Origin of the sequence: Campylobacter sp. FOBRC14, from assembly GCF_000287855.1 — a bacterium.
Lineage (GTDB): Bacteria > Campylobacterota > Campylobacteria > Campylobacterales > Campylobacteraceae > Campylobacter_A > Campylobacter_A curvus.
Map to the genome: position 1 here is coordinate 1 of NZ_ALJJ01000007.1, position 25,780 is coordinate 25,780.

The window sequence follows — 25,780 nt, forward strand, 5'->3', positions numbered from 1 at the left end:
AATTTTGACTAAATTTTATGTCAAATTTTGAAAAAATTTCGCTCATTTTAGCTTTAAGCTCTGAAATTTCCATTCTTATTGTTTTAAATTCGTCATATACTTTTTCGCATTCAGCTACTATTTTTTCTTGTATTTCACGTGGCGGATTTGGGATTTTAATGGATTTTAATATTTCAAGATTGATATTTTTTTGAGAAGTTGTAATGGTCTTGTCAAACATTTGAAATTTAAAATAGTCAATCGAATACATAACATATTTATTTATAAAATTTTGATTAACTTTTAAAGCTACGATAGCTTGATTTGTTGCCATGTCAGAACCCAAAATACCAACTCTACCAATAGTTGCATAAATAGAAACTACAATACATCCCGATTTAACTACTTTTGCGGATGAATTTTGGATACCAAGATCCGTAATTTTTTCCTTTGTATCTAAAATTAAATCAAAATTTGCATAATCACCAATAGTTAGCCATTTTATATCACCATTCCAATATTGAGATATATTTCTTGACGGAGTTCCACCCATAAAAAAATCGCCACACTCTCCAAGCCTTACAAGTGGAAATTTACTAACTATTTCAACACTACTTTTCACACTCAAATTTATCGCCTTATCAAATTTTGGCTTTTTAAAATCCATCATATCAACTAGCTTAGAGACACTAGCAAATTTAGTTAAATTTCCAGGGATTTGCTTTAAATCTGCATTAAAATTTTGCCTTATCAAAAAGCTTAATTTTAAATTGTCATCTTTATCCTTTGGGTTGTAAAGTGGCGTATTTATAATATCCATTCCCTTGATGCTTGATATGATCTGTTTTTGAGCTTCGTCAAGTTCGTCGTTTTTTATGCTTACATTATTTAAAAGCTTTATGCCTTCTTTACCTTTTGATTCGCTCCACTCGTAGCCTAAAAACTCTTTTTGCTCCTTATTTTCAGTTGGACTTTTGATAATTAAAACATTTTGTTGCGATTTTGTAAGAGTAAAATAATAAATCTTTTCAAGCTCAATCTCTTTTGCAAATTTTACAAAAGCTTCATTTTTAAGCTCATCCTTTCGCCACTGCGGTATTTTAAAATTTTTTAACGCCTCATTTAGTGCCTTCTTATCATTATTGATATCTTTAAATTCTGGTGTTTTTTCAAATTCAATGCGTTTAAATTTTGGCTTATCAAAATTTCCTATAAGCTCTTTATAGGCATTTGATTTTTCAAATTCTCTTTCATAGTCTTTAAAAATTTCACTTTCAAAAATAGTATTTTTAATATTTTTATTTAAAAACTCGCCAAGCTCATTTTCGTCAAAATCTTGAAATTTAGCATAATCAGCAAGTAAATTTTCATCTTTATATCCATCATCGTTTATGAAATTATTTATCGCTCTATCACTCAATATATCGGCGTATCTTGGTGGTTCAAAACGCTTTTTTAAAAACAATGTTATAGTGTTTGTGCCCGTTTTGCCAAAAGTTTTATTTGACAGCTCACAAATGGCTATGATCTTAAAATTTTTAAGCACTATCTCACGAGCTTTTTCATAAATTTTAGGAGTGGATTTATTTAAAAAACTACTTGGTAAAATAATAGCAGCGATACCGTGAGGCTTTAAAAGCTGATATGCCCTTTCGATAAAAAAGCATTCGATATTATTACTTTCATCATTTGCAAATTCGTTTAGGCTAAATTTTTGCCTATCTTCATCATCCAAAGTTTGTAAAAAGCCCTTTACGCTATAAGGTGGGTTTGCGACAAGAAGCGAAAAAGTGTCATCTTTTATATTTTTATGAGATTTAAGTCCATCTGCATAGACTATATTTATATCTTCTTGTCCATACATAAAGGCTGAAACTTTACTAACTTTGCTTAGGCGATACTCTTTTTCTATGCCATAAATTTGTGAGTAAAACGCACTTAGTTCACTTGGTGCAATGTAGTGTTTAAGCTCGTTTGCATACTCTATCAAAAAGTGTCCAGCCCCACAAGCATAGTCGATGATACTTAAATTTTTATCATTTTCTATAAGCTCATTTAACGGGAGCGAACGGATGATAAATTTAACTATCGGAAATGGTGTAAAAAACTGCCCTTCGCTTTGCTGAAAACCGCCATCTAAAAACATCTCAAAAAGGTTGCCTAAAAACTGATTTGGCTTATTGCTTTTTAAACGTAAATTTTCAAATTCTTGAATAATCTCTTTTAAAACGATAGCATTTTTATTAAATAGCTCTTTGTTATAAACTTCCAAAAAAGCAAAGTTGTTTGACGAGAAAAATTTAAGCTCTAAGAAATATTTTTTTATAGTTTGTTTTAAGGCGTTATCTTTAAATTCCAAAAAAGAGCTATCTATCACATCGTCATTTATATAAGTAACCTCTTCATTTAAAAACTCTTTCATACCGATCTGATAAAGCTCTTCTAAGCGATCTTGCATATCAAAAAAGCTATCAGCCAGATCGCCTTTATAAGTAAATTTTAGATTATCTTTATTTTTGATCTCATCGACGATTTTACATAAGAATAGATTAACAAGCTTGTCAAAGGCATTTTCCTTACTTGAAATGTTGTGTTTTCTTAAAATAGTTGCGAATTTATTATATTTTTCATCTATTTGCTCACCAATATCTTGCAAATTTTGTGTCGTTTTTCGAGCTTCGCCGATAAAATAAGGCTCACTATTTTCAAAGATCCCACTTTCGTTGAAAATAATCCCATTATTTATCCAAGATGCAACCAACTCATCGTTATTTTGCGGACTAAATGCTTTAAAGATATTTTGTATATTTATGATTTTACTTTGATGAGTTAGTTTTTTTGTCAAAATCACTCGCATAAAGGCAGATAAATTTTGTCTTTTGTTCCTGCCAAGCGTAGCTAAAAAGTTGTCCGCCATTAGAACACATATTGTTCCACTCTTTTTCAAACTCGTCCCCATAGGTCTTACATTCTATAATAAGATAAGCGTTTTTTGAGTGATCGCAAACTAAAATATCAGCCTTACCACTTTTTGTGCTTCTACCAAGCTTCCATCTTGGCTCGATCTCTAAATTTTCAGGCTTGTATCCTAAATCTAAAAGTGCATTCACACACTCAAAAACAACAAAATTTTCATTATGTGAGAAATTTGATGTAGTCTCATCACTCTTTTTAAGTTCTTTAGGATATATTAGTTTTTCATTTTCAAAGTCTATCGCCAGTCCATTTTCACTAAATTAATATTCACATTTCTTGTCTTTTGTGAAACCTAGAAAAATCGCAAGTTCTTGTAAATTTTCTTTTGTTATCATTTTTTGATAATCCTAAAATTTCATTTAATAAAAGAAGATTTTGCCAAAAAGGCAAATTATTTCTGTAAATACTCCTGTAAACTTCTTACTTCCAGCGCGCTGCCTTCTTGCACGCTTTTTATCGATCTTGCCGCTGCAAGAGCCGCACGCATAGTGGTAAAATACGGAATTTTAAATCGCAACACGTTTTGGCGGATTTTCTTGCCGTCATCTACGCTTGATTTGCTATCGCTGGTGTTTATCACGAGCGCGATGTCGCCGTTTTTTAGCCTGTCTTCGATATTTGGGCGTCCTTCGCTGATCTTATAGACAAACTCCGCCGCCACGCCATTCCCACTTAAAATTTTATGCGTTCCGCCGGTCGCGACGATGTTAAAGCCTAAATTTATGAGTTCCTTTGCTAGCTGCGCGGCATAGGGCTTATCCGCGTCCGTTAGCGTCAAAAAGACGTTTCCGCCGGTTGGCAAGCAGTTGCTCGCGGCGATCTGAGACTTGGCAAACGAGCTTGCAAAATCGGCACTTATACCCATCACTTCACCCGTGCTTTTCATCTCAGGACCAAGGATGAGATCGGCTCCGCTAAGCTTGTTAAACGGAAAGACCGCCTCTTTGACGCAGACGTGACCTTTCACGCGAGGTTTTAAAATTTCTCCCGCTTGCTCCAGGGCGCCGTATCGATCGTAAAATTTAAGCGCCTCGCGCAGGTCGCCCTGCCACATCACGCGCGTGGCGACCTTTGCCATCGGCACACCCGTTGCTTTGCTGACAAAGGGTACAGTGCGGCTCGCACGCGGATTTACCTCGATCATGTATAGTTCATTCTCGTAGATGGCAAACTGGATGTTCATGAGCCCCACGACGCCTAAATTTAGTGCGATGTCGCGCGTTTGCGCCTCGACCTTTGCGATCATCGCTGGCGAGAGACTAAGGGGCGGCAGGATGCACGCGCTATCGCCGCTATGGATGCCCGCCTCCTCGATGTGCTCCATTATCGCGCCGATATAGACGTCCTTGCCGTCGCTTATCGCATCGACGTCAAGCTCGGTGGCGTCTTGTAAAAATTTATCAAGCAGCACGGGGGAGTTGTTACTGACCTTGACCGCTTCGTTCATATAGACTTTAAGCTCCGCCTCACTATGCACGCGGCGCATCGCGCGACCGCCGAGCACGTAGCTAGGGCGCACCAGCACAGGATAGCCGATCGCGGCAGCCTTTTTTAGGGCTTCATCTTCGCTTGTCGCGGTGTCGTTTGTGGGCTGTAAGATCTTTAAATTTGAGATAAATTCGCTAAATTTTTTGCGGTCTTCGGCAATGTCGATCGTGCGTGCGCTCGTGCCGATGATCTTTGCTCCCGCGACCACGAGCCGTTTGGCAAATTTTAGCGGCGTCTGCCCGCCAAAATGCACGATCACTCCGTCAGGCTTTTCGTGCTCGATGACCGAGCGCACGTGCTCGAAGTCAATGGGCTCAAAATACAGCACATCCGACGTGTCATAGTCGGTGCTGACGGTCTCTGGGTTGCAGTTATACATTATCGTTTTCACGCCAAGATCGCGCAGAGCGTAGCTAGCATGCACGCAGCAGTAGTCAAACTCGATGCCTTGACCTATGCGGTTTGGTCCGCCGCCGATGATCATCACTTTTTTCTCGTTCGCGTTTAAATTTTGCTCTTTGCGCGGTAGCTTCGTGACGTTTGTCGTGGAGTAAAGATATGGCGTGAGGGCTTTAAATTCGCCCGCGCACGTATCGACCTCATTGTATTCAAAATTTATGCCAAGCTTTTCGCGCGCGAAATAGATGTCGTTTTGGCTGAGTTCGAGGTTGTCTTTTTCGTTGATGAGCACTGCGATCATCTTGTCCGAAAAGCCCATAGTTTTGGCGGTGCGGAGTAAATTTGCGTCGTTTAGGATATCCATGTCGATTTTACTTTCAAACTGCACGATCTGATAAATTTGATCCAAAAACCAAGGATCGATCTTGCTAAACTCATGGACTTCACCGACGCTAAGCCCGTCACGAAAGGCTTGCGCGATATAAAGAATTCGGGCTTCATTCGCGTTTCGCAGCCCGTAAATAAGCGCGTTTTTATCTAAATTTAGCGCGTTAAATCCGCACAAGTCGCGCTCCATCGAGCAAAGCGCCTTTTGCACGCTCTCTTTAAACGTCCGCCCTATCGCCATCACCTCGCCCACGGACTTCATCGCCGTGCCAAGATATGGATTTGAGCCCGGGAATTTTTCAAAGGTAAAGCGCGGTATCTTGGTCACGATGTAGTCGATGACAGGCTCGAAGCTAGCCGGCGTGCCCGTGATGTCGTTTTTTATCTCATCGAGGCTAAATCCCACGGCAAGCAGCGTGGCGACCTTTGCTATCGGATAGCCCGTAGCCTTGCTCGCAAGTGCCGAGCTGCGGCTCACGCGCGGGTTCATTTCGATCACGATCATGCGCCCAGTTTTTGGATTTATCGCAAACTGCACATTTGAGCCGCCCGTATCGACGCCTATCTCGCGTAAAATTTTAAAACTCGCATCGCGCATCGCCTGATACTCTTTATCAGTTAGCGTGAGTGCTGGTGCAACGGTGATGGAGTCGCCAGTATGCACGCCCATGGGGTCGAAATTTTCGATGGAGCAGACGATTATGCAGTTGTCGTTGCGGTCGCGGATGACCTCCATTTCGTATTCTTTCCAGCCTAGCAGGCTCTCCTCGATCAAAATTTCATGTATCGGGCTGGCGTCAAGCCCTGCCGCGGCTAGCTCGCGAAATTCGTCCATATTATAAGCGACTCCGCTACCGGCACCTCCTAGCGTGTAGCTAGCGCGGATGATGAGCGGAAAGCCGATCTCATTTGCCGCGACAACCGCCTCGTCAAAGTTGTAGGCATAGCGGCTCTCGGGCAGATCCATGCCGATACGCTGCATCGTGGCTTTAAAAATTTGTCTGTCCTCGCCCTTTTTTATCGCCTCCGGATTCGCACCTAGAAATTTAACGTCGCCAAGTAAATTTTGCTCGTATAGCTGCATCGCGACATTTAGCGCGACCTGTCCGCCCATCGTCGGCAAGATCGCATCGACGCGCTCTTTTTTGATGATACGCTCGATACTTTGTGTCGTGATCGGCTCGATGTATGTGGCGTCGGCAAAGTCCGGGTCGGTCATGATGGTGGCCGGGTTTGAGTTAATGAGCACAACGCGGTATCCAAGCTCTTTTAGCGTCTTTGCCGCCTGCGTGCCCGAGTAGTCGAATTCGCACGCCTGACCGATGATGATCGGGCCGCTGCCTATCAATAAAATCGTTTTTATATCATCTCTTTTTGGCATTATTTTTCCTTTGTTACGACGTATAGATAGCTCGGGATGTTTATCTGGACGTAAGGCTCTACCAGGACGCTTTGATACGAGCTTTCTTTGAAAATTTTAGTGACCTTGCCTACCGGGATACCGCTGAAAAATATCCTGTCAAGACCGCTAGTAAAGACCTCGTCTCCGACCTTGGGGCTTAGCCACTGGGGGATAAATTTCACCATGATCCCGTTTTGATTGCCATGAGCGATGCCGGGGATCTTATCATTGCCGATATAAACGGCAAATACACTTCTTGGATCGTTTTGTAAATAAGCAAGCGGCTTGCCGTCCTTATCTATGACGATACCCGCACTCTTGCCTTGATACATCACTCCGTAGATTTTGTCCGGATCGTAGCCGTCAAATTCGCTTATCCAAATTTTGTTGTAATCGCCTATATGAGCGTAGCTAAGCCCCTTTACGAGCTTGACTGCCGGAGCATAGGCGCTTGAGTTTTTGTCTTTTAAAATTTGGTTTAGCTCGTTAGCGAAGGTCGAAAGTAGCATCGCCGATTTTTCGAGCTCGGCGTTTTGCTCCTTTAGGCTTTGTATCTCGCTGGCTTGTCTGAAGTGTTCGTTTATTTTGTCCTTAAGCGCCTTTGCGACGTCATCGTAAGAATTTACGACGTAGTTGCTAAATTTGAGCGAAACATTGCTTAAAATTTCACCCTTATAGATAGAAACGGCCGCAAGTAACGCGATAACGACAAAAAGAACGACCTTATTCTTCATTTGTTAGCTGTTGAAGCAGTCCTATCTCCTCTAGGGTCTTGCCCGTTCCTCTAGCTACGGCTAAAAGCGGCTCGTCCGCTACAAAAACAGGGAGTTTGACGATATCAGAAAGGAATTTATCAAGCCCTCTTATGAGCGCACCGCCGCCGGTTAGGACGATGCCGGTCTCTACTATATCGCCTGCAAGATCAGGTGGCATCATCTCAAGGACTGTTTTCAGCGCATCTGCGATCTCTTTGAGAGGCTCTCTCATCGCCTCGCGCACGTCTTCGCTAGTTAGCTCCACACGGCTAAGCAGACCGCTGACCTGGTCGCGTCCTTTGACGACTACGGACAGCTCTTTTTCAAGCTGGACAGCCGAGCCTACGCTGATCTTTATCTCCTCGCCGGTCCGCTCGCCTATTAGGAGGTTGTATTTTTCTTTGATGTAATTCACTATGCTGGTATCGATCTTATCGCCTGCCGTGCGGATAGACTTGCTTATGACCAGACCGCCGAGCGAGACGACGCCGATCTCTGTCGTACCGCCTCCGATGTCTACTACCAGGCTACCTTGCGGCTCGCGCACGGGTAAATTTGCCCCGATCGCCGCAGCCATCGGCTCTTCGATGAGAAACACCTCTCTTGCTCCCGCGCTCAAGGCACTCTCCCTGACGGCCTTTCGCTCGACCTGAGTAAGCCCGTAAGGCACGGAGATGATGATACGTGGGCGTAGGAAGCTCTTTCTGCGGTGAGTCTTTTCTATAAAATATCGTATCATCTTCTCAGTCATATCAAAGTCCGCGATGACGCCGTCTCTCATCGGGCGGATCGCCTCTATGTCACCAGGAGTTTTACCGACCATCTCTTTTGCCGCGTGTCCTACGGCTAGAATTTTTTGCTTGCCGTATTTTTCACGTCTGACGGCAACGACGGAGGGCTCGTTTATGATGATGCCTTTGTCTTTTACGAGCACGAGCGTATTTGCCGTGCCCAGGTCTATGCCCATATCATTTGAAAAAAATCCTATAATCTGATCTAAAAACATTATTTTCCTTTACGCGCTTTTCTTATTATGTTTTATAAAAATCGGCTTTGCACCGTCTTTTACGACCTCTTTTGATATGACGACCTCATAGTCCTTAAGCTCGGGCAGATCATACATTATATCAGTCATTATCTCTTCCATTATGCTTCTAAGCCCCCTAGCTCCGGTCTTTCGCTCTATAGCGAGGGCTGCGACCTCTTTTAGCGCATCATCGTCAAATTTCAGCGTCGCACCGTCGATAGCAAAGAGCTTTTGATATTGCTTTAGTATCGCATTTTTAGGCTCGGTCAAAATTTTGACCATATCCTCTTGTGTTATCTCATTTAGCGTGGCTACGACATGAAGGCGTCCGATGAGCTCCGGAATGAGGCCAAAATGCACCAAATCATCAGGCTCGAGCAAGCTTAGCAGATCCTCGCGCTCGGCCTTACCGCGCTTTTCTTGGTTAAAACCAAGTATATTTTTGCCCACTCTTCGCTCGATGATATCCACAAGCCCGTCAAACGCACCACCGCAGACGAATAAAATATTTGTAGTGTCTATCTGGATAAAGTCTTGGTTTGGATGCTTCCTGCCACCTTTTGGAGGGATATTCACAACGCTTCCTTCGATGATTTTAAGAAGCGCTTGCTGCACGCCTTCGCCGCTCACGTCACGCGTTATGCTGCGGTTTTCGCTCATCCTGGCGATCTTATCGATCTCATCGACGAAAACAATGCCTTGTTCGGCGCGCTTTACATCGCCGTTTGCAGCTTGAAGTAGCCTTGTGAGGATATTTTCCACGTCCTCACCGACATAGCCGGCCTCGGTCAGGCTCGTAGCGTCGCAAATAGCGATCGGAACGTCGAGGAATTTAGCCAGAGTCTGCGCCATCAGCGTTTTGCCGCTTCCGGTAGGGCCGACGAGCAAGATATTTGACTTTGAAATTTCAGTATCGTCTTTGATGTTGCTTTGCTTGAAAATTCTTTTGTAGTGGTTATAAACACCGACGCTAAAGACCTTTTTAGCGCGGTCTTGACCGATGACGTAGCTATCTAGCACGCTTTTTAGCTGCTTTGGAGTTAAATTTTGATATTCGAAATTTTCGTTTTCATCTTTTGCGTTTTCCGAAGCGTTATCGCCATATATCATATTATAAGCGGCGCTGATGCAGTATTCGCATATATAGGCGTTACCGTCGATATCGGCTAGTAAGCGCCTCTCGCTAGACTCTGCTTCGCCACAGAAGTTACATTTTCTTGGCATTAGTCTCTTCCTTTTGCAAGCGGGATTCCCCTTGTCGTTTCTAAAATAAATTTACACATCTTTTTTACATTCGTATCGTTCGTTTTCTCAAATAGTTCGCCGGCTTGATCCTTTAAGCTCACACCTTGGTTGAACAAAAATTTATAAGCCTTCACAAGCTCCTCGACCTGCTCTTTTTCAAATCGCCTACGGATGCCGACTAAATTTAGGCTCCTTATATAGGCTCTGTTGCCCTCGGCCAGACAAAACGGCACGACATCCTGCGAAAGCGCGCTGGCTCCTGCGATCATGCAGCTCTCGCCGACCTTGACGAACTGATGTATAGGCGTCAGCCCGCCGACGACAGCGTAGTCTCCAAGCTCGACGTGCCCGGCCAGAGTCGCGTTGTTGGCTAGAATTATATTATTTCCGATTAAACAATCATGCGCGATGTGGCAATACGCCATTATAAAGGCGTTCTCGCCAATGCGCGTGAGCCCGTCACCCTTGTGCGTGCCTGAATTTATGGTGCAAAATTCACGGATCGTAGCGTTTTTGCCGATTATCACGCCCGTATTTTCCTCGTCATGATAGCTTATATCTTGCGGGATATCGCCCACGATAGCGTAGCTAAATATCTTAGAATTATCGCCTATTTGCGTATTTCCGATGACTCTTGCGCCTTGCTTGATAGTGACGTTATCGCCAAGGACCGCGTCTTTGCTCACAAAGGCGTATGCCTCGATCTTGGCGTCCTCGCCGATCCTCGCTCCGTCTTCTACGACTGCTGTTTGGTGGATGTTTTTCATAAAATTTCTCTCATCACTTATCTACGATCATTGCCTTTAGCTCGGCCTCGGCGCATAAATTTCCGTCTATATAGGCCTTACCATCAAGAACCCAAATGTTGCCTTTGTGTTTTAGTACCTCGAGGCGATACTCGAGGCGATCGCCCGGGCGCACAGGATGGCGGAATTTAGCCTTGTCGATACTCATGAAATAAACTACTTTATTTTCGATGTCTGCTTGATGCTCGTCGCTCATGCTTTTAAACGCTAGCACGCCGCCGGCTTGAGCCATGCCTTCTACTATCATCACGCCAGGGTATATCGGATGTCCCGGAAAATGCCCCTGAAAAATAGGCTCGCCGATCGTTACGTTTTTATACGCGACGATGTGCTTGGCGGGCTCTAGCTCGGTAACGCGGTCAATGAGTAAAAACGGGAACCTATGCGGAAGGATTTTTTGAATTTCAACAACGTCTATCACTATCAAACCTTAGAAACTGAATTTTGACGCTGATTTTAGCAAATTTATACTAAGAACAAGTTTATTTATAAATTTCACAAACATTGCGTATTGCGTATTAATAAACCATTAAGTATATTTTAAATAGTATTTTTATTCAAAAAATGCCAAGGACTAGCTTTTGCTTTTCAACTCTTATGAATTCATATTTTTATTCTTACCAATAACATTTTTTATCTATTTTTATCTAAATTCAAAGCGATTAGCCACGACGGCGAAGGCGTTTTTGGTATTTGCGAGCCTCTTTTTTTACGCGTGGTGGAACGTGGCTTACTTGCCGATTTTGCTTTGCAGCATCGCGTTTAACTACATCGTTAGTATTTCGTTTGAAAAGGTCGAATTTAAAAAATTCCTCCTTATTTTTGGTATAGTTTTTAACGTCTGCTTGCTCGGATACTTCAAATACTATGACTTTTTCATCTCAAATTTAAACGCCGCATTTGGGGCGAATTTGACCCTGCTTCATTTGACGCTACCACTTGCACTTTCGTTCGTCACATTTCAGCAGATCGCCTATTTGGTCGATAGCTATAAAGGTCATACAAAAGAAAAGAATTTTTTAAACTACGCACTTTTTATAAGCTTTTTCCCGCAGCTTATCGCTGGTCCCATTGTCCATCACAAAGAGATGATGCCTCAGTTTGCAAGCAAATTTAACTTCGTCAAAAACTACAAGAATATCGCAACCGGTATTTTTATATTTTCTATAGGGCTTTTTAAAAAGGTAATCATCGCAGATAGCTTTGCTGTTTGGGCAAATAACGGCTTTGACGTGGCGGAGACGTTAAATTTCTTCGAGGCATGGGCGGCAAGCCTTAGCTATACTTTTCAGCTTTATTTTGATTTTAGCGGATACTGCGATATGGCGATAGGTGCGGCTTTGCTTTTTAATATCCGCCTGCCGATAAATTTTAACTCCCCGTATAAAGCGACCAATATCCAAGACTTCTGGCATCGCTGGCATATGACACTCTCTCGCTTTTTGCGCGATTATATCTACATCCCACTTGGCGGCAATAGGGGGGGGGTAGCACGCACTTATGCTAATTTGCTCATCGTTTTTCTCATTGGTGGGCTGTGGCACGGGGCTGCTTGGACGTTTGTTTTTTGGGGATTTTTGCATGGATGTGCCATCGTCATTCACCGCATCTGGCAAAATTTAGGCTTAAAAATGAATAAAATTTTAGCCTGGTTCATCACCTTTAACTTTGTAAATATCACGTGGGTCTTTTTCCGCGCTAGGGAATGGAGCGATGCGATAAAGGTTTTAAAGGGGATGAGTGGAGAAAATGGTATCATATTGCCACAAGCGTTGCACGACAAATTGTCATTTTTAAATACTTTGGGTTTTAAATTTGGAGACTGGATTATTCATTTGGACTATAGTGGAAAGACAATGTGTTTATACTTATTTTGCAGTCTTATCCTAATTTTATCTACCAAAAATTCATCATCTTTTATAGCCAATATGCGACTAAGCTATAAAACACTTTTAATAGCCTGCATACTATTTTCAGGTTCAATAGGTTCGCTAAATAAGATTTCTGAATTTTTATATTTTAATTTTTAGAAGGCAACTTTATGAAAAGCACAAAATGGGTAAAAATATTTTTTTTAATTTCTTTTATTTTATTATTATTAATATGCATAATTAATTATATAGTAGATCCCTACAAGCTATACGATACAAATTTTATAAAAAACAAAACGCAACTAGAAAAACAAGAAACACTCGTAAAAACCGTAGATGTTCAACGAATAAAACCAAAATCTATTATACTTGGCACATCAAGAGCCAATAGAGGATATAATCCATGGCATAATTATTTTATACAACCAGCATATAACTATGGAAGATCTGGTGCAAGTATTTATGAAATTTTAAATTTTTTAAAGTTTACACTTAAAAATGGCAAACTAGAGCAAACCTTACTAGTTGTAGACTGGATCTCTTTCAATGATATAAAAATGAAAGAAATTAACGATATTGAAACATATAATAATATAAATGTATTTTTATATCTTAATAATATTACTATGTTAAAAGATAGTATCCTAAATATAAAAGACCAATCTTATAGCATTTATTCAAACCATGGGCAAAGACTAACCAAAGATATTCAAGATTCTATAAGTAGAACAGGTGGGCATCTAGCGGTAACAAAAAATGATGAAAAAATATATTACAAAGATTTCAATACAAATTATACATATAAAGATACGGGCAAAAGCTCTTTTGAAGATTTCAAAGAAATTTTAAAAATTTGCCACGAAAATGAAGTAAATTTAGACATCATATTTGGACCTTCTCACATCAGGCTGTGGGAGGCATTTGCCTACTATCACGACTATGAGCTTTGGCTAAAATGGAAAAAAGACGTAGTGCTAGCCAACGAAGAAGTGGCAAAAGAGCTTGGCAAAAAGCCTTTTAGGATTATGGATTTTTCAGTATATCACGCATTAACTAGTGAGCCCTTTCCGCTAGATCCGGCTGCAAAAATGAAATATTACTGAGAGGCTAGCCACTATAAAAGCGAACTTGGCGATATAGTGCTAGATAAACTAGCTGGCAAAAAAGGTAAATTTGACGACTTTGGCGTGGAGCTAAATAGTACAAATATAGACGCACATTTACAAAATTTACGAGACGCAAGAGCTAAATTCATAGATACGAGAGCGTATCGTAAAGAAGTTTTTGGCGAGTAAATTTAAGCGTTTTAACCCGCATAAATTTACCCCTTAAATTTACTCCACCACGAGCATCTCGCGGCTATCGTTATAAAGCACGTTTTTGGCGTAAATTTCATATCGTCCGACCGGGATTTCATCCAGTACGATTATCGGATTGTGGCTAAATTCCCCGCACAGCTCGCGGCGCAATTTTAACTCCGCTTCCACGCCGATGGGCTCACGGCAAAGCTCGCGCACGCTAGCGAATTTCATCCCCACAAGCTCGTTAAATTTAGCCAAATTTAAAAGCGTCACACCCTCCCGCAGTTCGTCGCAAACGCACGCAGCCTCGCTCACGCTAAATTTCACGTTTTCGCGTTTAAAATTTGAGTATTGCAAAAAATAGCTCGTGACCACGCGCCCGTTAAATTTCACGAGTGCGCGCAGCAGGCGGTAGTTTAAAAAATATTTGCGCGAGAGGTGAAATCTCTCGCCCCGCTCCTCGCACCCGCGCACCCGCTCGTAGAGCCCCAGCCGCTCATCGATACTGCCGGGCAGTGCGCGACCGCACACATCGCTCATCAGCTCGGCGATCGGCAGCCCCTGCGCGTCACGCTGTTTGCTTAGTCCAAAGACGCAGCCGCAGTAGTTTTGGTGATAGAGTTTGTCCTTTTTGGCGAGCTCAAACTGCTCGTTCGTGCCACCGTTTTTGCGGTAGTCAATGGCAACGGGTGTTAAATTTGTCCCCGCCACCGCGCGGTTTAACGCCGCTTCAAGCTGCGCGAAGTCCTTTTTGGGGCTCATGAGCAAGGTCGTCGTGACCGATGTTTCGCCTATTTCAAGGGCTTTTCGCGCCGAGTTTCCCACGCGAAATTCAAAACAATACACGCACCGCTTGCCCTTTTCTGGCTCGTTTTCCAGCCCTTTCGTGCCCTCTAGCCAGCTTTCGTAGTCGTATTCGCCGCAGATGAGGTCGATGCCAAGCGCACCGCACGAGCGTTTGACGTCGTGAAATCTCATCAAAAACTCGCTATACGGGTGGATATTGGGATCGTAAAAATAGCCCACCAGCCGCTCGTTTGGGAAGTCCGCGCGCAAACGGCGTAAAAAATAGTGGCTATCGACGGAGCAGCAGATATGAACGAGCAAATTTAGCCTTTTTTGCTTGGATTATACTTAAAAATTTTAAAATTTATCGTGGGGCTCAGGAATTTAGCCCAAGCGCCTAGTTTGTCACCATCGTCGTTCTCGCCCGCACTAACTAAAATTTAGCTTTTTTGAAGTAAAATCACTCCAAAATTTTCAAGGCTTCATCCATGAACAAAAATAAAAAAATCGCTATCATAACAAGCTGCGTAGTCGCTGCATTGCTGCTTATTTACACGCTTTTTGGCTTTTACGGTGTGCCATATATCCTAAAAAACGTCGTGCCAAACAAGCTAAAAGAGATGAACGTCAGCCTTAGCCTAAACGAGGTGAAATTTAACCCTTACACATTCGAGCTAAACGTCACGAAGCCCGAGCTAAACACGACTTCACCGCTTTTTAGCGGCGAGCAGATAGACGTAAAGCTAAAGCCGTTTTTAATATTTAAAAAGCTGATCGCGGTGGATATTTTAAGGCTTGAAAAGCCCGATATCAGGATATCAAGAGATAAAAACGCGAGCTTAAATTTAGCGCCGTTCCTAAGCGACTCAAACAACACGAGCGAGGAGAAAAGCTCACTGAATTTCGCCCTAAATACCGCCAAGATCGTCAAAGGCTCGTTTGGATACAGCGATGAGAATCTGACACATCCTTTCAATGTCAAATTTAACGATATAAACTACGAAATTTCAGGCATAAACACCGAGCTAAACAGTATAGGTAAGCACAGCTTCGACTCAAACTCCAGCCTAGCTCAAAAGATCGACTGGCAAGGCGGCGTGGATATCTCTCCGCTTAGGATCTACGGCGTTTTAAAGATAAACGAATTTAGCATAAAGCCCGTTGCCATCAGCTTTATCGACGATCAAAGCCTCCAAATAAAAAATATGATAATAGACACAAAGCTTGACTACGAGCTAGCAGCCGATAAAAACGCCACTTCGATAAAGCTAAAAGATAGCTTCCTGACGCTAAAAGCGCTCGAGGCAGTGCTCGAAAATCAAAATATGAAATTTAGCGAGCTAAGCATACCAAACATCGTATTTGACGCGACTATCAGCGATAAAAGAGATCTCAAGCTAAATTTAGACACCATTGCGCTTAAAGAGCCGTCATTTGAGGGCGGCGTATCCTTAAACACAAAGGAGCTAAATTTAAGCGGTCTCGCGCTACATGCAAATATCGATGAAAACAGCAGCCTGAGCCTAAATACGGCGCTAAATTCAGCCTATATAAGCGCCGTATCGCTAGGACAAGGCGGCCTAAAAATAGCGAATTTAAAGGACATGAACGCAAGCGAGTTTAACGCCAGTATCCATGGTGGCGCTATTTTGGCGGGTGTAAAAAACATAATCGCAAGCTCACTTGATGCAAATATCGGTAAAAACGGCACTGCAAGCGTGGCGAACATCACTATAAATGCACCGAAATTTACGCAAGATACGAATGCCAGCTTCCTTGACATAGTCGGCGTAACGGCGCAAAATATAGGTGCAAAGGCCAAAAATAAAGAATTTGCAAGCATCCAAGATATCGATGTGAAAAATATAAATTTAAACCTCGCAAAAACGGCTCTAAACATAGAAAACATCGATATAAATAGGCCAAAATTTACCTCAGATCTAACGAACAAAGGCCTTAGCGTCATAAACGATCTCGCACTCGTCTCTCAAAGCGACAAAAACAGCAAGCAAGCCAGTGAAAGCGGATTTAAATTTAGCGTGAAAAATAGCTCCATAAACGCAGCCGATATCGGTATAAACCATATCTTTGAGGGTCAAAAGATAGCTCATAAATTTGACAACCTAAACATCAAAGCTCAAAACATATCACTCGAGCCAAAGTCGCAAATAACCGCGCAAATCGATATGAAAAGCTCGCAAAAGCTAAATTTAAGCTGCGACGCGAAAGTCATCCTCGAGCCTTTGAGCGTGGATGCGAACGTGAAGCTTGCGGATACGAACCTGCCGCATTTTTTTGCCTATGCCAAAAGCTATCTTGACGCGAATTTAAAAAGCGGAGCGCTAAATTTCGAGGCGAATTTAAAATACCAAAAAGATCTGAGCCTAAAAGGCAAAGCTAGCGTCCAAAACATCGCCCTAGATGACGGTAACAGGCAAAAGGTGCTGGCATTTAAGAGCATTGACGTGGCTAAAATTTCACTGCTGAAAAACAATCTAAATTTAGAGCAAGTGACGTTAAATTCGCCTTTTATCAAAGCTCATCTAAATAAACAAAGAGAATTTAACTTAAGCAAGCTCGTCATTAAAAAAGACGAAAAAGAGGTCAAACCGCAGGCAAAAACGGCCAAAAGCGGCGATGGATTCGACTTTGCCGTCAAGGACTTCAGTATCAAAAACGCAGAGGTGGATTTCTCCGATGCGTCCTTGTTCATGCCGTTTGCAACGACGATCACAAAGGTCAATGGCAAGCTATCGGATATCGACAAAAGGCATCCTTGCGCGGGAGAATTTGAAGGTATAGTCGGTAAAAACGGCTTTAGCAAGATCACGACAAAGCTTTTTGTCTATGAGCCAAAGCAAAACACACAAATAAAGCTCGACTTTAAGGACATAGATCTGACCGATATCACGCCTTACAGCGGGCAGTTTGCAGGATATAAGATCGCAAAAGGGAAGCTGAATTTAAACCTCAACTACGACGTCAAAGACTCCAAGCTAAACGGCTCGAATTTTGTAAATTTCGACTCGCTGACGCTTGGGGAGAAGGTCGAGTCCAAAGATGCCGTAAATTTACCACTATCGCTTGCTATCTCAATACTAAGTGATCAAAACAATCAAATAAACATCGATCTGCCGGTCGAGGGCGACCTAAACGATCCTGACTTCAAATATGGCGGCGTCATCTGGGCGGCGGTAAAGAAGCTCTTTGCCGACATCACGCTGGCTCCGTTTAGATTTTTAGGCGCGGCTCTTGGCATAAACAGCGAAAAGCTAAGCACCATAGACTTTTTACCAAACGACAGCGAGCTAATAAGCTCCGAAAGCGCCAAGATACCGGACTTCATAAAGCTAACGACGGCAAAGCCTAAAATGAAGCTAAGCATCACGCCAAGCTACTCTGACATCGACGAGCTCGCGATAAAAAACAAAAGGCTGGATAACAAGATAAACCTCATAATCACTCAAGATAAAAAGGACTATATGGGCGCGCTGGCTTCGCTCGTGCCAAATGAAAAGAGCCAGGACGAAAAGGTCTTAAGAGAGGCTGCGCTCAAAAATATAGAATTTAACGAGCAAAATTTGATAGAGCTGGCGAATCAAAGGGCTCAAACGATCAAAAACGCTCTAAAGGCCGCGGGGCTAGCGGAGGATAGGATAGTCGTAAAAGAGCCCGAGAAAACCGATGCGAAGCAAAACACCTATGTCAGCGTGCCTATGGGTGTAACAAACTAGCTAAATTTCGTTTATCTCGCTACTTCTGGCGTTATAAACGAACCAGCTAAGCAGCATCACCATCAAATAAAGCCCGCAAAGCAAAATGATGTAAAAATAGGCGCTAAAAACGGCTGAATTTTGCTCTGCGTGGCTTAGTAGATTTATGTTGTGAAGCCCGATCATGACGCCTACCAAAGAGAGCAGATAGCCGCAAAGCTTGATGATGAAAATTTTAGGATTTACGGCGGCTATCAGCGCACCGACCGCCATGACGCAAAGTGCCGTCAAAGCGTAGTTAAATTCGGGGCTCTCTTGTTTGAAATTTAAATATAACTCCGCCACCAGCGTACCGATAATCGCTGCAAATACGATATAAACGGCTCTCTTGCGGCCAAGATCATACACAAAACAGACAAAGCCTTTATTTGGTTTGTTATAGTCCATTTCATCTCCTTAAATTTCAAAATTTACGTTATTTTAATGTGTCAATGTTAAACAAAAGCTTTAATCTAAAATTTTAATGTTTTTGGTTAAAATTTCGTTTTTAAAGGAGAAAATATGCCTTTCATAAACGTAAAAATGGCGGGTCCCGAGCCATCAAAAGAGCAAAAAGCAAAGCTCGTCGAGGAGATGACCGAGGTCATGGTGCGCGTGCTTGGCAAACAAAAAGAGCGCGTGATGATATTTGTAGAGACCTACGAGCCTGACAGCATCGGGCTTGGCGGCAAAACAATAGAACAGATAAAAAAGGAGAGCAAATGAGCGAATTTAGCAAAGAGGATATGGAGCGTAAAGTAACACTTGAGGTAGGCGATAAAGCGCCAAATTTCGAGGCTCTCAACCAAGATGGCATGAAGGTCGCTTTAAAAGACTTCATCGGTAAAAACGTCGTGCTTTACTTTTACCCGAAGGACAACACTCCGGGCTGCACGACCGAGGCTTGCGAATTTAGCGCAAATTATGACGATTTCATCGCAAACGACACGGTCATAATCGGCGTCAGTCCCGACAGCGTGAAATCTCACGTAAATTTCATCGCTAAACAAAATTTAAAGCATATATTGCTAAGCGACGAGGATAAACAAATATCCAAGCTTTACGGCGTCTGGCAAGTCAAGAAAAACTACGGCAAAGAGTATCTTGGCATCGTGCGAACGACCTTTATCATAGGCAAGGACGGCAAAATTTTAAAAGTATATAAAAGCGTAAAAGCCAAAGATCATGCGGCTAAGGTTTTAGCGGATCTGGCGAAATAGCTATGAAATTTTATGAAGCTTTTAAAAATAGACCGATCTTAAATTTATTTATTGCAACTTTTATCTTAATGTTTGCACTAAATGTTTTTAAAACTTATAGCTTTTATAATCATGTGGCGTCAAAAATATATCAAGATATATTCAAAAACTTTTACATTGTAGGGCTATTAAATATTTTTATGTTTCATATAATATTTCTAGTTTTTAGGCGCTTTTTTAAAACGGCTATATATATTTATAGCATTTTGATATTTTTGCTATGCAGCACGGACTTTTTACTTATAAAAGAATTTTCCGCTACTATAAATCCAATTATAATAGATGCTATAATAAATACAAATTTCAATGAAGCAGATGAATTTATACAAGTATTTTTTGATATAAAATTTTTCATGACTATTTTTGTTTTTGCATTAATATCGATTTTAGTATTATGCATAAATACTAACAAATGCAGATGCTCAAAAAATAAAAGTCGTTCAAATAAAGTATATCACGTACTGCTTACTTTATATATACTCGCCATAATCGCATTTAGTATCGATATGACATCAAAAATATTAAAAGATAAAGACTACAAAGAAAAACTATCTAAAAATACACTAATAGAATTTATATTGGCAAATTTAGACTATGTATCAAGCGATAATTATATTTCCGCACTGAAAAATATAGATAAGCATTATGAATCAACTACCAAAAAGAACTCAAATATAACAGCTAAAACCAAAATAAAAAATATTATTATGATTATAGGTGAGAGCTTACAAAGAGACTATATGCAAATCTATGGATATAAACTCGCGGATACTCCAAATATGCAAAAACTACTTGAGACGAATCATTTAATAAAATTTAGCGATACCATTTCTTCGGGCACATATACAAATGCCTCACTCCAAAGAATGTTAAATTTTAGTAACTACGAAAGTACTTTGCCATGGTATGATAGTCTAAATATCATAGACATGTTTAAAATTCTAGGATATAAAACATCGTGGATAAGTAATCAAGAAGGTTTTAATAAAACACAAAATATAGCAAATAGCGTATCCAAACGTGCAGATAATGTCATCTACTTAAAATACGGAGATAAAGATAGTTTAGAACAAGTAGATGAAAAACTATTGCCTTATATATCAAAAGTTGCAAAAAACTCATCAGAATATAATTTTTACATTATTCACTTGATGGGAAGTCATGTAAGGTATGATAGACGTTACCCGAAGGAATTTATCAAATTTAAACAAAACGATATTAACATTACCAAACTCAATGAAAAACAAAACGCTCAAATAGCCGATTATGTAAATAGCGTATTGTATAACGATTATATAATCAATGAAATTTATAATATATTCAAAGATTATGAAAGTTTGATAGTGTATGCCTCAGATCATGGTGAAACCCTTTATAGGCACAAAGACATACTAGAGCATGGCGTTCTAAATAGATTCACTCTTGAAATTCCGCTTATTTTTATAGGTAGCGATAAATTTATAGCTAATTACCCTGAAATTTGGAAAAGGTTACAAAAAGCAAAAGATGACCCGTTTATGACGGACGATATTATCCATACTTTATCAGATATAGTCGGGGCAAAACCACTTGAATTTGACGAGAAAAGAAGTTTGATTAGCGATAAATTTAATATACATCGAAAACGTATAGTTCAAGATGTTGATTATGACAGTATAAAAAGACAAATAGAGTATCAGTAATTTGATATAATTTGTAAAATTTCACAAGTATAAAACCAAAGGAAAACCAATGAAAACATCCATTTTGAGTAAAATCGTAAAAATTTTAGCGCTGGTTTCATTTTTGAGTATCACGGCGTCAGCGGTCCAGGAGGGAGTTGATTATCAAGTGTTACAAAAACCACTCAACGTCCCTAAAAACTCCGTAGTCAAGGTCTTTAGCTACGACTGCCAGCACTGCTATAAATTTGACAAAAGTGTTACCAAAAAGCTCATGTCAAAGCTTGAGGGGGTGAGATTTATCCCGTATCACCTAAGCTCCAAAGGCAAGCTCGGAGAGACGGCGAGTAAAATTTTCGCATCCTTGATCGCTATCGACGAAGCTAACGGCACGGATCTGCTAAGCGACGAGTCGAAATTCAAAAAGGCAAAATTTGCGATCTACAAAGCAAGACACGATAAAAACGATGATTTTGACAACGGTAAAGACAAGGCGCGTTTTATAAAGCTAGCCCTTGACGCAGCGGGAGCGAGCCAGGACGAATACGAAAAAAGCCTCGCCTCCGCCAGAGCGCAAGAGCTCTTAAATGCGTGGTTTGACTCGTATGATGTGGCCATTATTAGCGGTGTGCCGGCCTTTGTAGTAAGCGGCAAATACCTCATCAACCTAGACTCCGCCACCTCGATAGACAAGATGGCTGAGATCGCAAAAGAGCTTTTGGCAAAATGATAAAAGCTAAATTTTCGGTGGCCGAGGGTCGCCGAAATTAAAATTTAAACCATTTTTTGATACACTCTGCGAAATTTTAAAAATTTTTAAACAAGAAAGGTCTGGGATGAACGCTTCGGAATTTATCTGGATGGATGGGAAACTCGTAAAATGGGACGATGCTAAAGTGCATGTCCTAACTCACTCGCTTCACTATGCAAATGCCGTATTTGAGGGCACAAGAGCATATAAAACGAACAAAGGTCTTGCTATTTTCAGGCTACAAGATCACACAAAAAGGCTCTTTAAATCGGCAAAAATGACCGCTATAAACGTGCCTTATACGCAAAAAGAGCTTGAAGATGCGCAGATAGAGCTACTTCGCGCAAACAAATATAACGGCAACGTCTATATCCGCCCGCTTATATTTTTAGGATACGGCGTGATGGGCGTATCTCACACGAAAGCTCCCGTCCAAACTGCGATCGCTTCATGGGAATGGGGTGCATATCTAGGCGATGAGGGACTAGAAAAGGGCATTAAGGTCAAAATTTCAAGCTTCACTAGAAATTCAGCCGCCAGCCAAATGGGTAAGGCAAAAGCCAGCTCGAACTATCTAAATTCGCAAATGGCAAACTACGAAGCAAAAGACGCCGGCTACGATGAGGCGCTCTTGCTTGACGGTGAGGGCTTTGTAGCGGAGGGTCCTGGCGAGTGCTTTTTCATCGTTGAAAACGGCGCTCTCATAACCCCGCCAAACGATAACAGCCTGGTCAGCATCACCCAAGACACCGTCATCAAGCTAGCTCACGACCTGGACATCGAGGTTCGCAGAGAGCGCATCACTAGAGATCAGGCCTACACCGCGGACGAGGCGTTTTTTACCGGTACGGCAGCCGAGGTCACGCCTATTAGCAACATCGACGGACGCGTCATAGGCAGCGGCGCTTGCGGAGCGGTGACTAAACGCTTGCAAAAAGCCTATTTCGACGTGGTCTACGGACACAATAAAAAATATCAATCATTTTTGACATACATTTAAAATTTAAAGGAAAATAATGCCAGCAGATTTGAACGACTATTTCAATAAGCGCAAACCAAGCGGTAATGACGGTGACAAAGAGCCTAAGATAAATTTCAAAGCTCCGAAACTGCCAAGCGGATTTGGTAAATTTGGCACATTAGCTTATATCATAATAGCCATTATCGCCGTCTTGGTCATAACTCAGCCCTTTGTCGTGATAAATTCAGGCGAGGTAGGCATCAAGGCCACCGCAGGAAAATACGAACCAAACCCGCTTCAGCCGGGATTTCACTTTTTCGTGCCGTTCATCCAAAAGGTCATCGTGGTCGATACCAGAGTGCGACTCATCAACTACACATCGGGCGAGGATATGGGCGAGTCGGTGCAAAAGTCATTTCAGGGCTCTGGTGCGGGCATAATCCGCAAAAATTCCATCTCGGTACTAGATGCCAGGAATTTGCCGGTCAGCATCGACATCACCGTGCAATACCGCCTAAATCCGGAAAACGCACCGCAGACTATAGCGTCTTGGGGCCTTAGCTGGGAGAGCAAGATCGTAGATCCCGTAGTGCGTGATGTCGTGCGAAGTATCGCGGGCAAATACACGGCCGAGGAGCTTCCGACCAAGCGTAACGAGATAGCCACTCAGATAGATGACAGCATAAGAAAAGATATCGACGCTCAGCCAAACCGCCCGGTAGAGCTCTTGGCCGTTCAGCTACGCGAGATCATCTTGCCTGAAAAGGTAAAAGAGCAGATCGAGCGCGTACAGATCGCAAAACAAGAAGCCGAGAGGACCAAATACGAGGTCGAGCGCGCAAATCAAGAGGCTCTTAAAAAGGCCGCCCTTGCAGAGGGAACGGCAAAGGCCGCCATAATCGAAGCCAAAGGTAAAGCCGATGCCGTAAAGATCGAGGCAGACGCACAGGCCTATGCAAACAAAGAGGTCGCTAAGAGCCTGGATGAAAATCTACTCAACCTAAAACAGATCGAAACACAGGGCAAATTCAACGAAGCGCTTCGCGACAACACGGACGCTAAAATTTTCCTAACTCCGGGCGGTGCGGTGCCAAACATTTGGGTCGACACCAAAGACAAAGCAAAGCAAAGCTCCGCTACGCAAAGATAAGAAAGGATAAAGCATGCTCGATCTACACATCGACTGGCAAAAGGTCTCGGGCATGCTGCCTGTCATCGTCTGCGAGCACGGAAGCAACGAAATTTTGATGCTTGCATACATGAACGAAGAGGCGCTGGATCTAAGCCTAAAAAGCGGATTTGCGCACTATTTTTCTCGCACCAAAAACCGCATCTGGAAAAAGGGCGAGGAAAGCGGTAACACGCAAAAGATAGTAAGCGCCAAGCTAGACTGCGACAACGACACGCTCTTGATAAGCGTCGTGCAAAATGGCGTCGCGTGCCATACCGGGCGAAAATCATGCTTTTTTAACGATATAAATTTGCAAAATTTTGAAATTTCGCATTCCGGTGATGAAATTTCAAAGCTAAAATACGATGTCATCGATGAGCTTTATCACATCATAATGGACAGGAAACTAAACGCAGATCCCAAGACGTCCTACGTCGCCAGCCTATTTAAAAAAGGTGAAAATTCCATCCTCAAAAAGGTCGGCGAAGAAGCGACGGAATTTGTAATGGCATGCAAAGATGCAAGTGCCTATAAAAGCGAAGATCCGGGCAAAAATACAAAAGACGCGCTGATATACGAGGCGGCTGATCTGTGCTTTCACTCTATGGTCGCACTGGCCCTCCACGATATACATCCGGACGCCGTGAAAGAGGAGCTAAAAAGGCGCTTTGGCATGAGCGGCATAGAGGAAAAAAGATCGCGCGATGATAAGTAGCATAAAGCAAAACATATTTTTTATTCTTGCAAATGCCCATTTCATCGATTATTTAGTGTATGGCTGGATATTTATAGCTTTTATTTTCATCTTATTCCTTGGAATATTTTTTGCTTTAAAATCATGGTGGCAGATAGGTTTTTTGTTTATAATGGCCGATTTGTTCGCGCTTTTAGCGGGGTTTTACTACGTAAACGATGCGCTTAGTAAGAATTTAAGGCCAGTCGAGATAAGCGCCGTAAATACAAAACAGCTGACCTATTCAAATGCCCTGATAATCGACTTTAACGTGACGAATCGCTCAAAAAAGATGCTAAATGTATGCAAGATCGATCTTGGCTTTTACACGGTGTCAAAGCAAAAGAGCAGAGACTTTTTAAATTCTCTCAACCCCTTTGCCAAAAAGACGATAGTGCTTCGTGAGCCGTTCATACCGGGCGAAGTCAAGCAGATAAAGGACTTTGTCAACGAATTTTCCTTTATTGATTACAATATAACCAAAAAAGCGGAGTGTTTTTGATGAGCCTGAGCTACTTTACCATCGTGCATATCATCGTGATGTTGGTGATATTTTTGCTCTCGATGTTGCTTTTGGTGCTGTCGATGAGGGCTGAGCGCAAGCTTTTTTGGTCGCTTTTGTTTATAAATATCCTAGTCTCTACGACGCTTTGCGTGTTTTTGATGCTCGTTTTGGACAAATACACAAAAAAGGGTAGCCTTGAAAACGTCACGAGCGAGAGGATCTTGATAAACGAAAGCATCGCGTTTAAGGGCAAAGTCCGCAATGTCGGCAACTTTACACTGACTCACTGCACGCTTAGCGTAAGGCTGGTGAATCGCCCGCAAAACAGAGACGGGCATTTCAAGGAAATTTTTAAGCCTAGCGGGCTTACGTTTTTTTCATCGCTATTTAAAAGCGAAGATAAAGACGAGAAGCCAAATGCCGTCGAATACAAATTTGACGTGGCTCAAAATTTACAAAAGCAAAGAAGCGTGGATTTTATGGTGAGTATGCCATACCCGCCGTATTTTGAAAACGTTATGCACATCACGAAACTTAGTTGTTATTAATCTAATTTTGCTACAAG

General features: G+C 42.0%; 22 protein-coding genes and 1 pseudogene. 13 read left to right on the plus strand and 10 right to left on the minus strand.

All coding sequences use genetic code 11. The annotated features are described in order from the left end of the window. From HMPREF1139_RS00795 to fabZ, 8 genes and pseudogenes are all read right to left on the minus strand, one after another. A partial coding sequence (locus HMPREF1139_RS00795; RefSeq protein ID WP_232209582.1) for an N-6 DNA methylase occupies positions 1-2,926 on the minus strand: 2,926 nt, incomplete at its 3' end. A 61-nt stretch (positions 2,927-2,987) separates the two neighbouring features. Further along, positions 2,988-3,089: pseudogene (locus tag HMPREF1139_RS11805) on the minus strand (hypothetical protein); the annotation flags it as partial. Between the two features lie 257 nt (positions 3,090-3,346). Then, on the minus strand, positions 3,347-6,610 hold the full coding sequence (gene carB / locus HMPREF1139_RS00800; RefSeq protein ID WP_009649467.1) for a carbamoyl-phosphate synthase large subunit: 3,264 nt from the start codon (positions 6,608-6,610) through the stop codon (positions 3,347-3,349). Then, positions 6,610-7,365 (minus strand): rod shape-determining protein MreC, encoded by a 756-nt coding sequence (mreC, locus tag HMPREF1139_RS00805; RefSeq protein WP_009649603.1) that lies wholly within the window; start codon positions 7,363-7,365, stop codon positions 6,610-6,612. Before mreC ends, carB begins: the two co-directional genes overlap by 1 nt. Continuing rightward, entirely contained in the window at positions 7,355-8,392 is a 1,038-nt protein-coding gene (locus HMPREF1139_RS00810; protein ID WP_009649727.1) for a rod shape-determining protein, read from the minus strand. Before HMPREF1139_RS00810 ends, mreC begins: the two co-directional genes overlap by 11 nt. A 9-nt stretch (positions 8,393-8,401) precedes the next feature. Continuing rightward, positions 8,402-9,637, minus strand: coding sequence for an ATP-dependent Clp protease ATP-binding subunit ClpX (clpX, locus tag HMPREF1139_RS00815; RefSeq protein ID WP_009649678.1), 1,236 nt, complete (start codon positions 9,635-9,637; stop codon positions 8,402-8,404). Continuing rightward, positions 9,637-10,425, minus strand: a complete 789-nt coding sequence (lpxA, locus tag HMPREF1139_RS00820) for an acyl-ACP--UDP-N-acetylglucosamine O-acyltransferase (RefSeq protein ID WP_009649838.1) — start codon at positions 10,423-10,425, stop codon at positions 9,637-9,639. The genes clpX and lpxA overlap by 1 nt, the downstream gene beginning before the upstream one ends. A gap of 13 nt (positions 10,426-10,438) precedes the next feature. Beyond that, entirely contained in the window at positions 10,439-10,885 is a 447-nt protein-coding gene (fabZ, locus tag HMPREF1139_RS00825; RefSeq protein ID WP_009649448.1) for a 3-hydroxyacyl-ACP dehydratase FabZ, read from the minus strand. Between the two features lie 160 nt (positions 10,886-11,045). Between fabZ and HMPREF1139_RS00830 the strand changes: the two genes are divergently transcribed. Genes HMPREF1139_RS00830 through HMPREF1139_RS11475 form a run of 3 tightly spaced genes read left to right on the plus strand, consistent with a single transcriptional unit; the run spans position 11,046 to position 13,630 of the window. Next, positions 11,046-12,494 carry an MBOAT family O-acyltransferase gene (locus tag HMPREF1139_RS00830; RefSeq protein ID WP_009649652.1) on the plus strand — a complete coding sequence of 483 codons (1,449 nt, stop codon included), beginning with the start codon at positions 11,046-11,048 and terminating at the stop codon, positions 12,492-12,494. Positions 12,495-12,505: 11 nt separating this feature from the next. Next, positions 12,506-13,438, plus strand: coding sequence for a hypothetical protein (locus HMPREF1139_RS11810; RefSeq protein WP_009649498.1), 933 nt, complete (start codon positions 12,506-12,508; stop codon positions 13,436-13,438). Between the two features lie 36 nt (positions 13,439-13,474). After that, on the plus strand, positions 13,475-13,630 hold the full coding sequence (locus HMPREF1139_RS11475; protein WP_009649728.1) for a hypothetical protein: 156 nt from the start codon (positions 13,475-13,477) through the stop codon (positions 13,628-13,630). 39 nt (positions 13,631-13,669) lie between these two features. On the opposite strand, the gene HMPREF1139_RS00840 is transcribed toward HMPREF1139_RS11475, so the two are convergent. Next, positions 13,670-14,743: an epoxyqueuosine reductase QueH gene (locus HMPREF1139_RS00840; RefSeq protein WP_009649631.1), complete on the minus strand. Its 1,074-nt coding sequence runs from the start codon at positions 14,741-14,743 to the stop codon at positions 13,670-13,672. 167 nt (positions 14,744-14,910) lie between these two features. Between HMPREF1139_RS00840 and HMPREF1139_RS00845 the strand changes: the two genes are divergently transcribed. After that, a complete protein-coding gene (locus tag HMPREF1139_RS00845) occupies positions 14,911-18,156 on the plus strand; it encodes a DUF748 domain-containing protein (RefSeq protein ID WP_009649832.1) in 3,246 nt (1,081 codons plus the stop codon). On the opposite strand, the gene HMPREF1139_RS00850 is transcribed toward HMPREF1139_RS00845, so the two are convergent. Next, the gene (locus HMPREF1139_RS00850) at positions 18,157-18,582 is read right to left on the minus strand and encodes a hypothetical protein (RefSeq protein WP_009649770.1); all 426 of its coding nucleotides are present in this window, start codon (positions 18,580-18,582) and stop codon (positions 18,157-18,159) included. A 114-nt stretch (positions 18,583-18,696) separates the two neighbouring features. Between HMPREF1139_RS00850 and HMPREF1139_RS00855 the strand changes: the two genes are divergently transcribed. The 9 genes from HMPREF1139_RS00855 to HMPREF1139_RS00895 all read left to right on the plus strand — a co-directional run bounded on the left by HMPREF1139_RS00855 (position 18,697) and on the right by HMPREF1139_RS00895 (position 25,763). Beyond that, positions 18,697-18,900 carry a tautomerase family protein gene (locus HMPREF1139_RS00855; RefSeq protein WP_009649660.1) on the plus strand — a complete coding sequence of 68 codons (204 nt, stop codon included), beginning with the start codon at positions 18,697-18,699 and terminating at the stop codon, positions 18,898-18,900. Beyond that, on the plus strand, positions 18,897-19,394 hold the full coding sequence (gene bcp / locus HMPREF1139_RS00860; RefSeq protein WP_009649517.1) for a thioredoxin-dependent thiol peroxidase: 498 nt from the start codon (positions 18,897-18,899) through the stop codon (positions 19,392-19,394). The genes HMPREF1139_RS00855 and bcp overlap by 4 nt, the downstream gene beginning before the upstream one ends. Before the next feature lie 2 nt (positions 19,395-19,396). Then, a complete protein-coding gene (locus HMPREF1139_RS00865) occupies positions 19,397-21,115 on the plus strand; it encodes a phosphoethanolamine transferase (RefSeq protein ID WP_009649850.1) in 1,719 nt (572 codons plus the stop codon). 49 nt (positions 21,116-21,164) lie between these two features. Continuing rightward, on the plus strand, positions 21,165-21,824 hold the full coding sequence (locus HMPREF1139_RS00870; protein ID WP_009649630.1) for a thiol:disulfide interchange protein DsbA/DsbL: 660 nt from the start codon (positions 21,165-21,167) through the stop codon (positions 21,822-21,824). Between the two features lie 106 nt (positions 21,825-21,930). Then, a complete protein-coding gene (locus HMPREF1139_RS00875) occupies positions 21,931-22,845 on the plus strand; it encodes a branched-chain amino acid transaminase (protein WP_009649804.1) in 915 nt (304 codons plus the stop codon). A 16-nt stretch (positions 22,846-22,861) separates the two neighbouring features. After that, positions 22,862-23,956: a prohibitin family protein gene (locus HMPREF1139_RS00880; RefSeq protein WP_009649429.1), complete on the plus strand. Its 1,095-nt coding sequence runs from the start codon at positions 22,862-22,864 to the stop codon at positions 23,954-23,956. A 13-nt stretch (positions 23,957-23,969) separates the two neighbouring features. After that, on the plus strand, positions 23,970-24,692 hold the full coding sequence (hisIE, locus tag HMPREF1139_RS00885) for a bifunctional phosphoribosyl-AMP cyclohydrolase/phosphoribosyl-ATP diphosphatase HisIE (protein WP_009649464.1): 723 nt from the start codon (positions 23,970-23,972) through the stop codon (positions 24,690-24,692). Beyond that, entirely contained in the window at positions 24,682-25,212 is a 531-nt protein-coding gene (locus tag HMPREF1139_RS00890) for a DUF2393 family protein (RefSeq protein ID WP_009649736.1), read from the plus strand. Before hisIE ends, HMPREF1139_RS00890 begins: the two co-directional genes overlap by 11 nt. Then, entirely contained in the window at positions 25,212-25,763 is a 552-nt protein-coding gene (locus HMPREF1139_RS00895; protein WP_009649815.1) for a DUF2393 family protein, read from the plus strand. Before HMPREF1139_RS00890 ends, HMPREF1139_RS00895 begins: the two co-directional genes overlap by 1 nt. Positions 25,764-25,780 lie beyond the last annotated feature (17 nt).

Coding starts and splice junctions, on each gene's coding strand:
- carB (WP_009649467.1), bottom strand. CDS start 6,610: ATGCCAAAAAGAGATGATATAAAAACGATTTTATTGATAGGCAGCGGC.
- mreC (WP_009649603.1), bottom strand. CDS start 7,365: ATGAAGAATAAGGTCGTTCTTTTTGTCGTTATCGCGTTACTTGCGGCC.
- HMPREF1139_RS00810 (WP_009649727.1), bottom strand. CDS start 8,392: ATGTTTTTAGATCAGATTATAGGATTTTTTTCAAATGATATGGGCATA.
- clpX (WP_009649678.1), bottom strand. CDS start 9,637: ATGCCAAGAAAATGTAACTTCTGTGGCGAAGCAGAGTCTAGCGAGAGG.
- lpxA (WP_009649838.1), bottom strand. CDS start 10,425: ATGAAAAACATCCACCAAACAGCAGTCGTAGAAGACGGAGCGAGGATC.
- HMPREF1139_RS11810 (WP_009649498.1), top strand. CDS start 12,506: ATGAAAAGCACAAAATGGGTAAAAATATTTTTTTTAATTTCTTTTATT.
- HMPREF1139_RS00845 (WP_009649832.1), top strand. CDS start 14,911: ATGAACAAAAATAAAAAAATCGCTATCATAACAAGCTGCGTAGTCGCT.
- HMPREF1139_RS00850 (WP_009649770.1), bottom strand. CDS start 18,582: ATGGACTATAACAAACCAAATAAAGGCTTTGTCTGTTTTGTGTATGAT.
- HMPREF1139_RS00855 (WP_009649660.1), top strand. CDS start 18,697: ATGCCTTTCATAAACGTAAAAATGGCGGGTCCCGAGCCATCAAAAGAG.
- bcp (WP_009649517.1), top strand. CDS start 18,897: ATGAGCGAATTTAGCAAAGAGGATATGGAGCGTAAAGTAACACTTGAG.
- HMPREF1139_RS00865 (WP_009649850.1), top strand. CDS start 19,397: ATGAAATTTTATGAAGCTTTTAAAAATAGACCGATCTTAAATTTATTT.
- HMPREF1139_RS00870 (WP_009649630.1), top strand. CDS start 21,165: ATGAAAACATCCATTTTGAGTAAAATCGTAAAAATTTTAGCGCTGGTT.
- HMPREF1139_RS00875 (WP_009649804.1), top strand. CDS start 21,931: ATGAACGCTTCGGAATTTATCTGGATGGATGGGAAACTCGTAAAATGG.
- HMPREF1139_RS00880 (WP_009649429.1), top strand. CDS start 22,862: ATGCCAGCAGATTTGAACGACTATTTCAATAAGCGCAAACCAAGCGGT.
- hisIE (WP_009649464.1), top strand. CDS start 23,970: ATGCTCGATCTACACATCGACTGGCAAAAGGTCTCGGGCATGCTGCCT.
- HMPREF1139_RS00890 (WP_009649736.1), top strand. CDS start 24,682: ATGATAAGTAGCATAAAGCAAAACATATTTTTTATTCTTGCAAATGCC.
- HMPREF1139_RS00895 (WP_009649815.1), top strand. CDS start 25,212: ATGAGCCTGAGCTACTTTACCATCGTGCATATCATCGTGATGTTGGTG.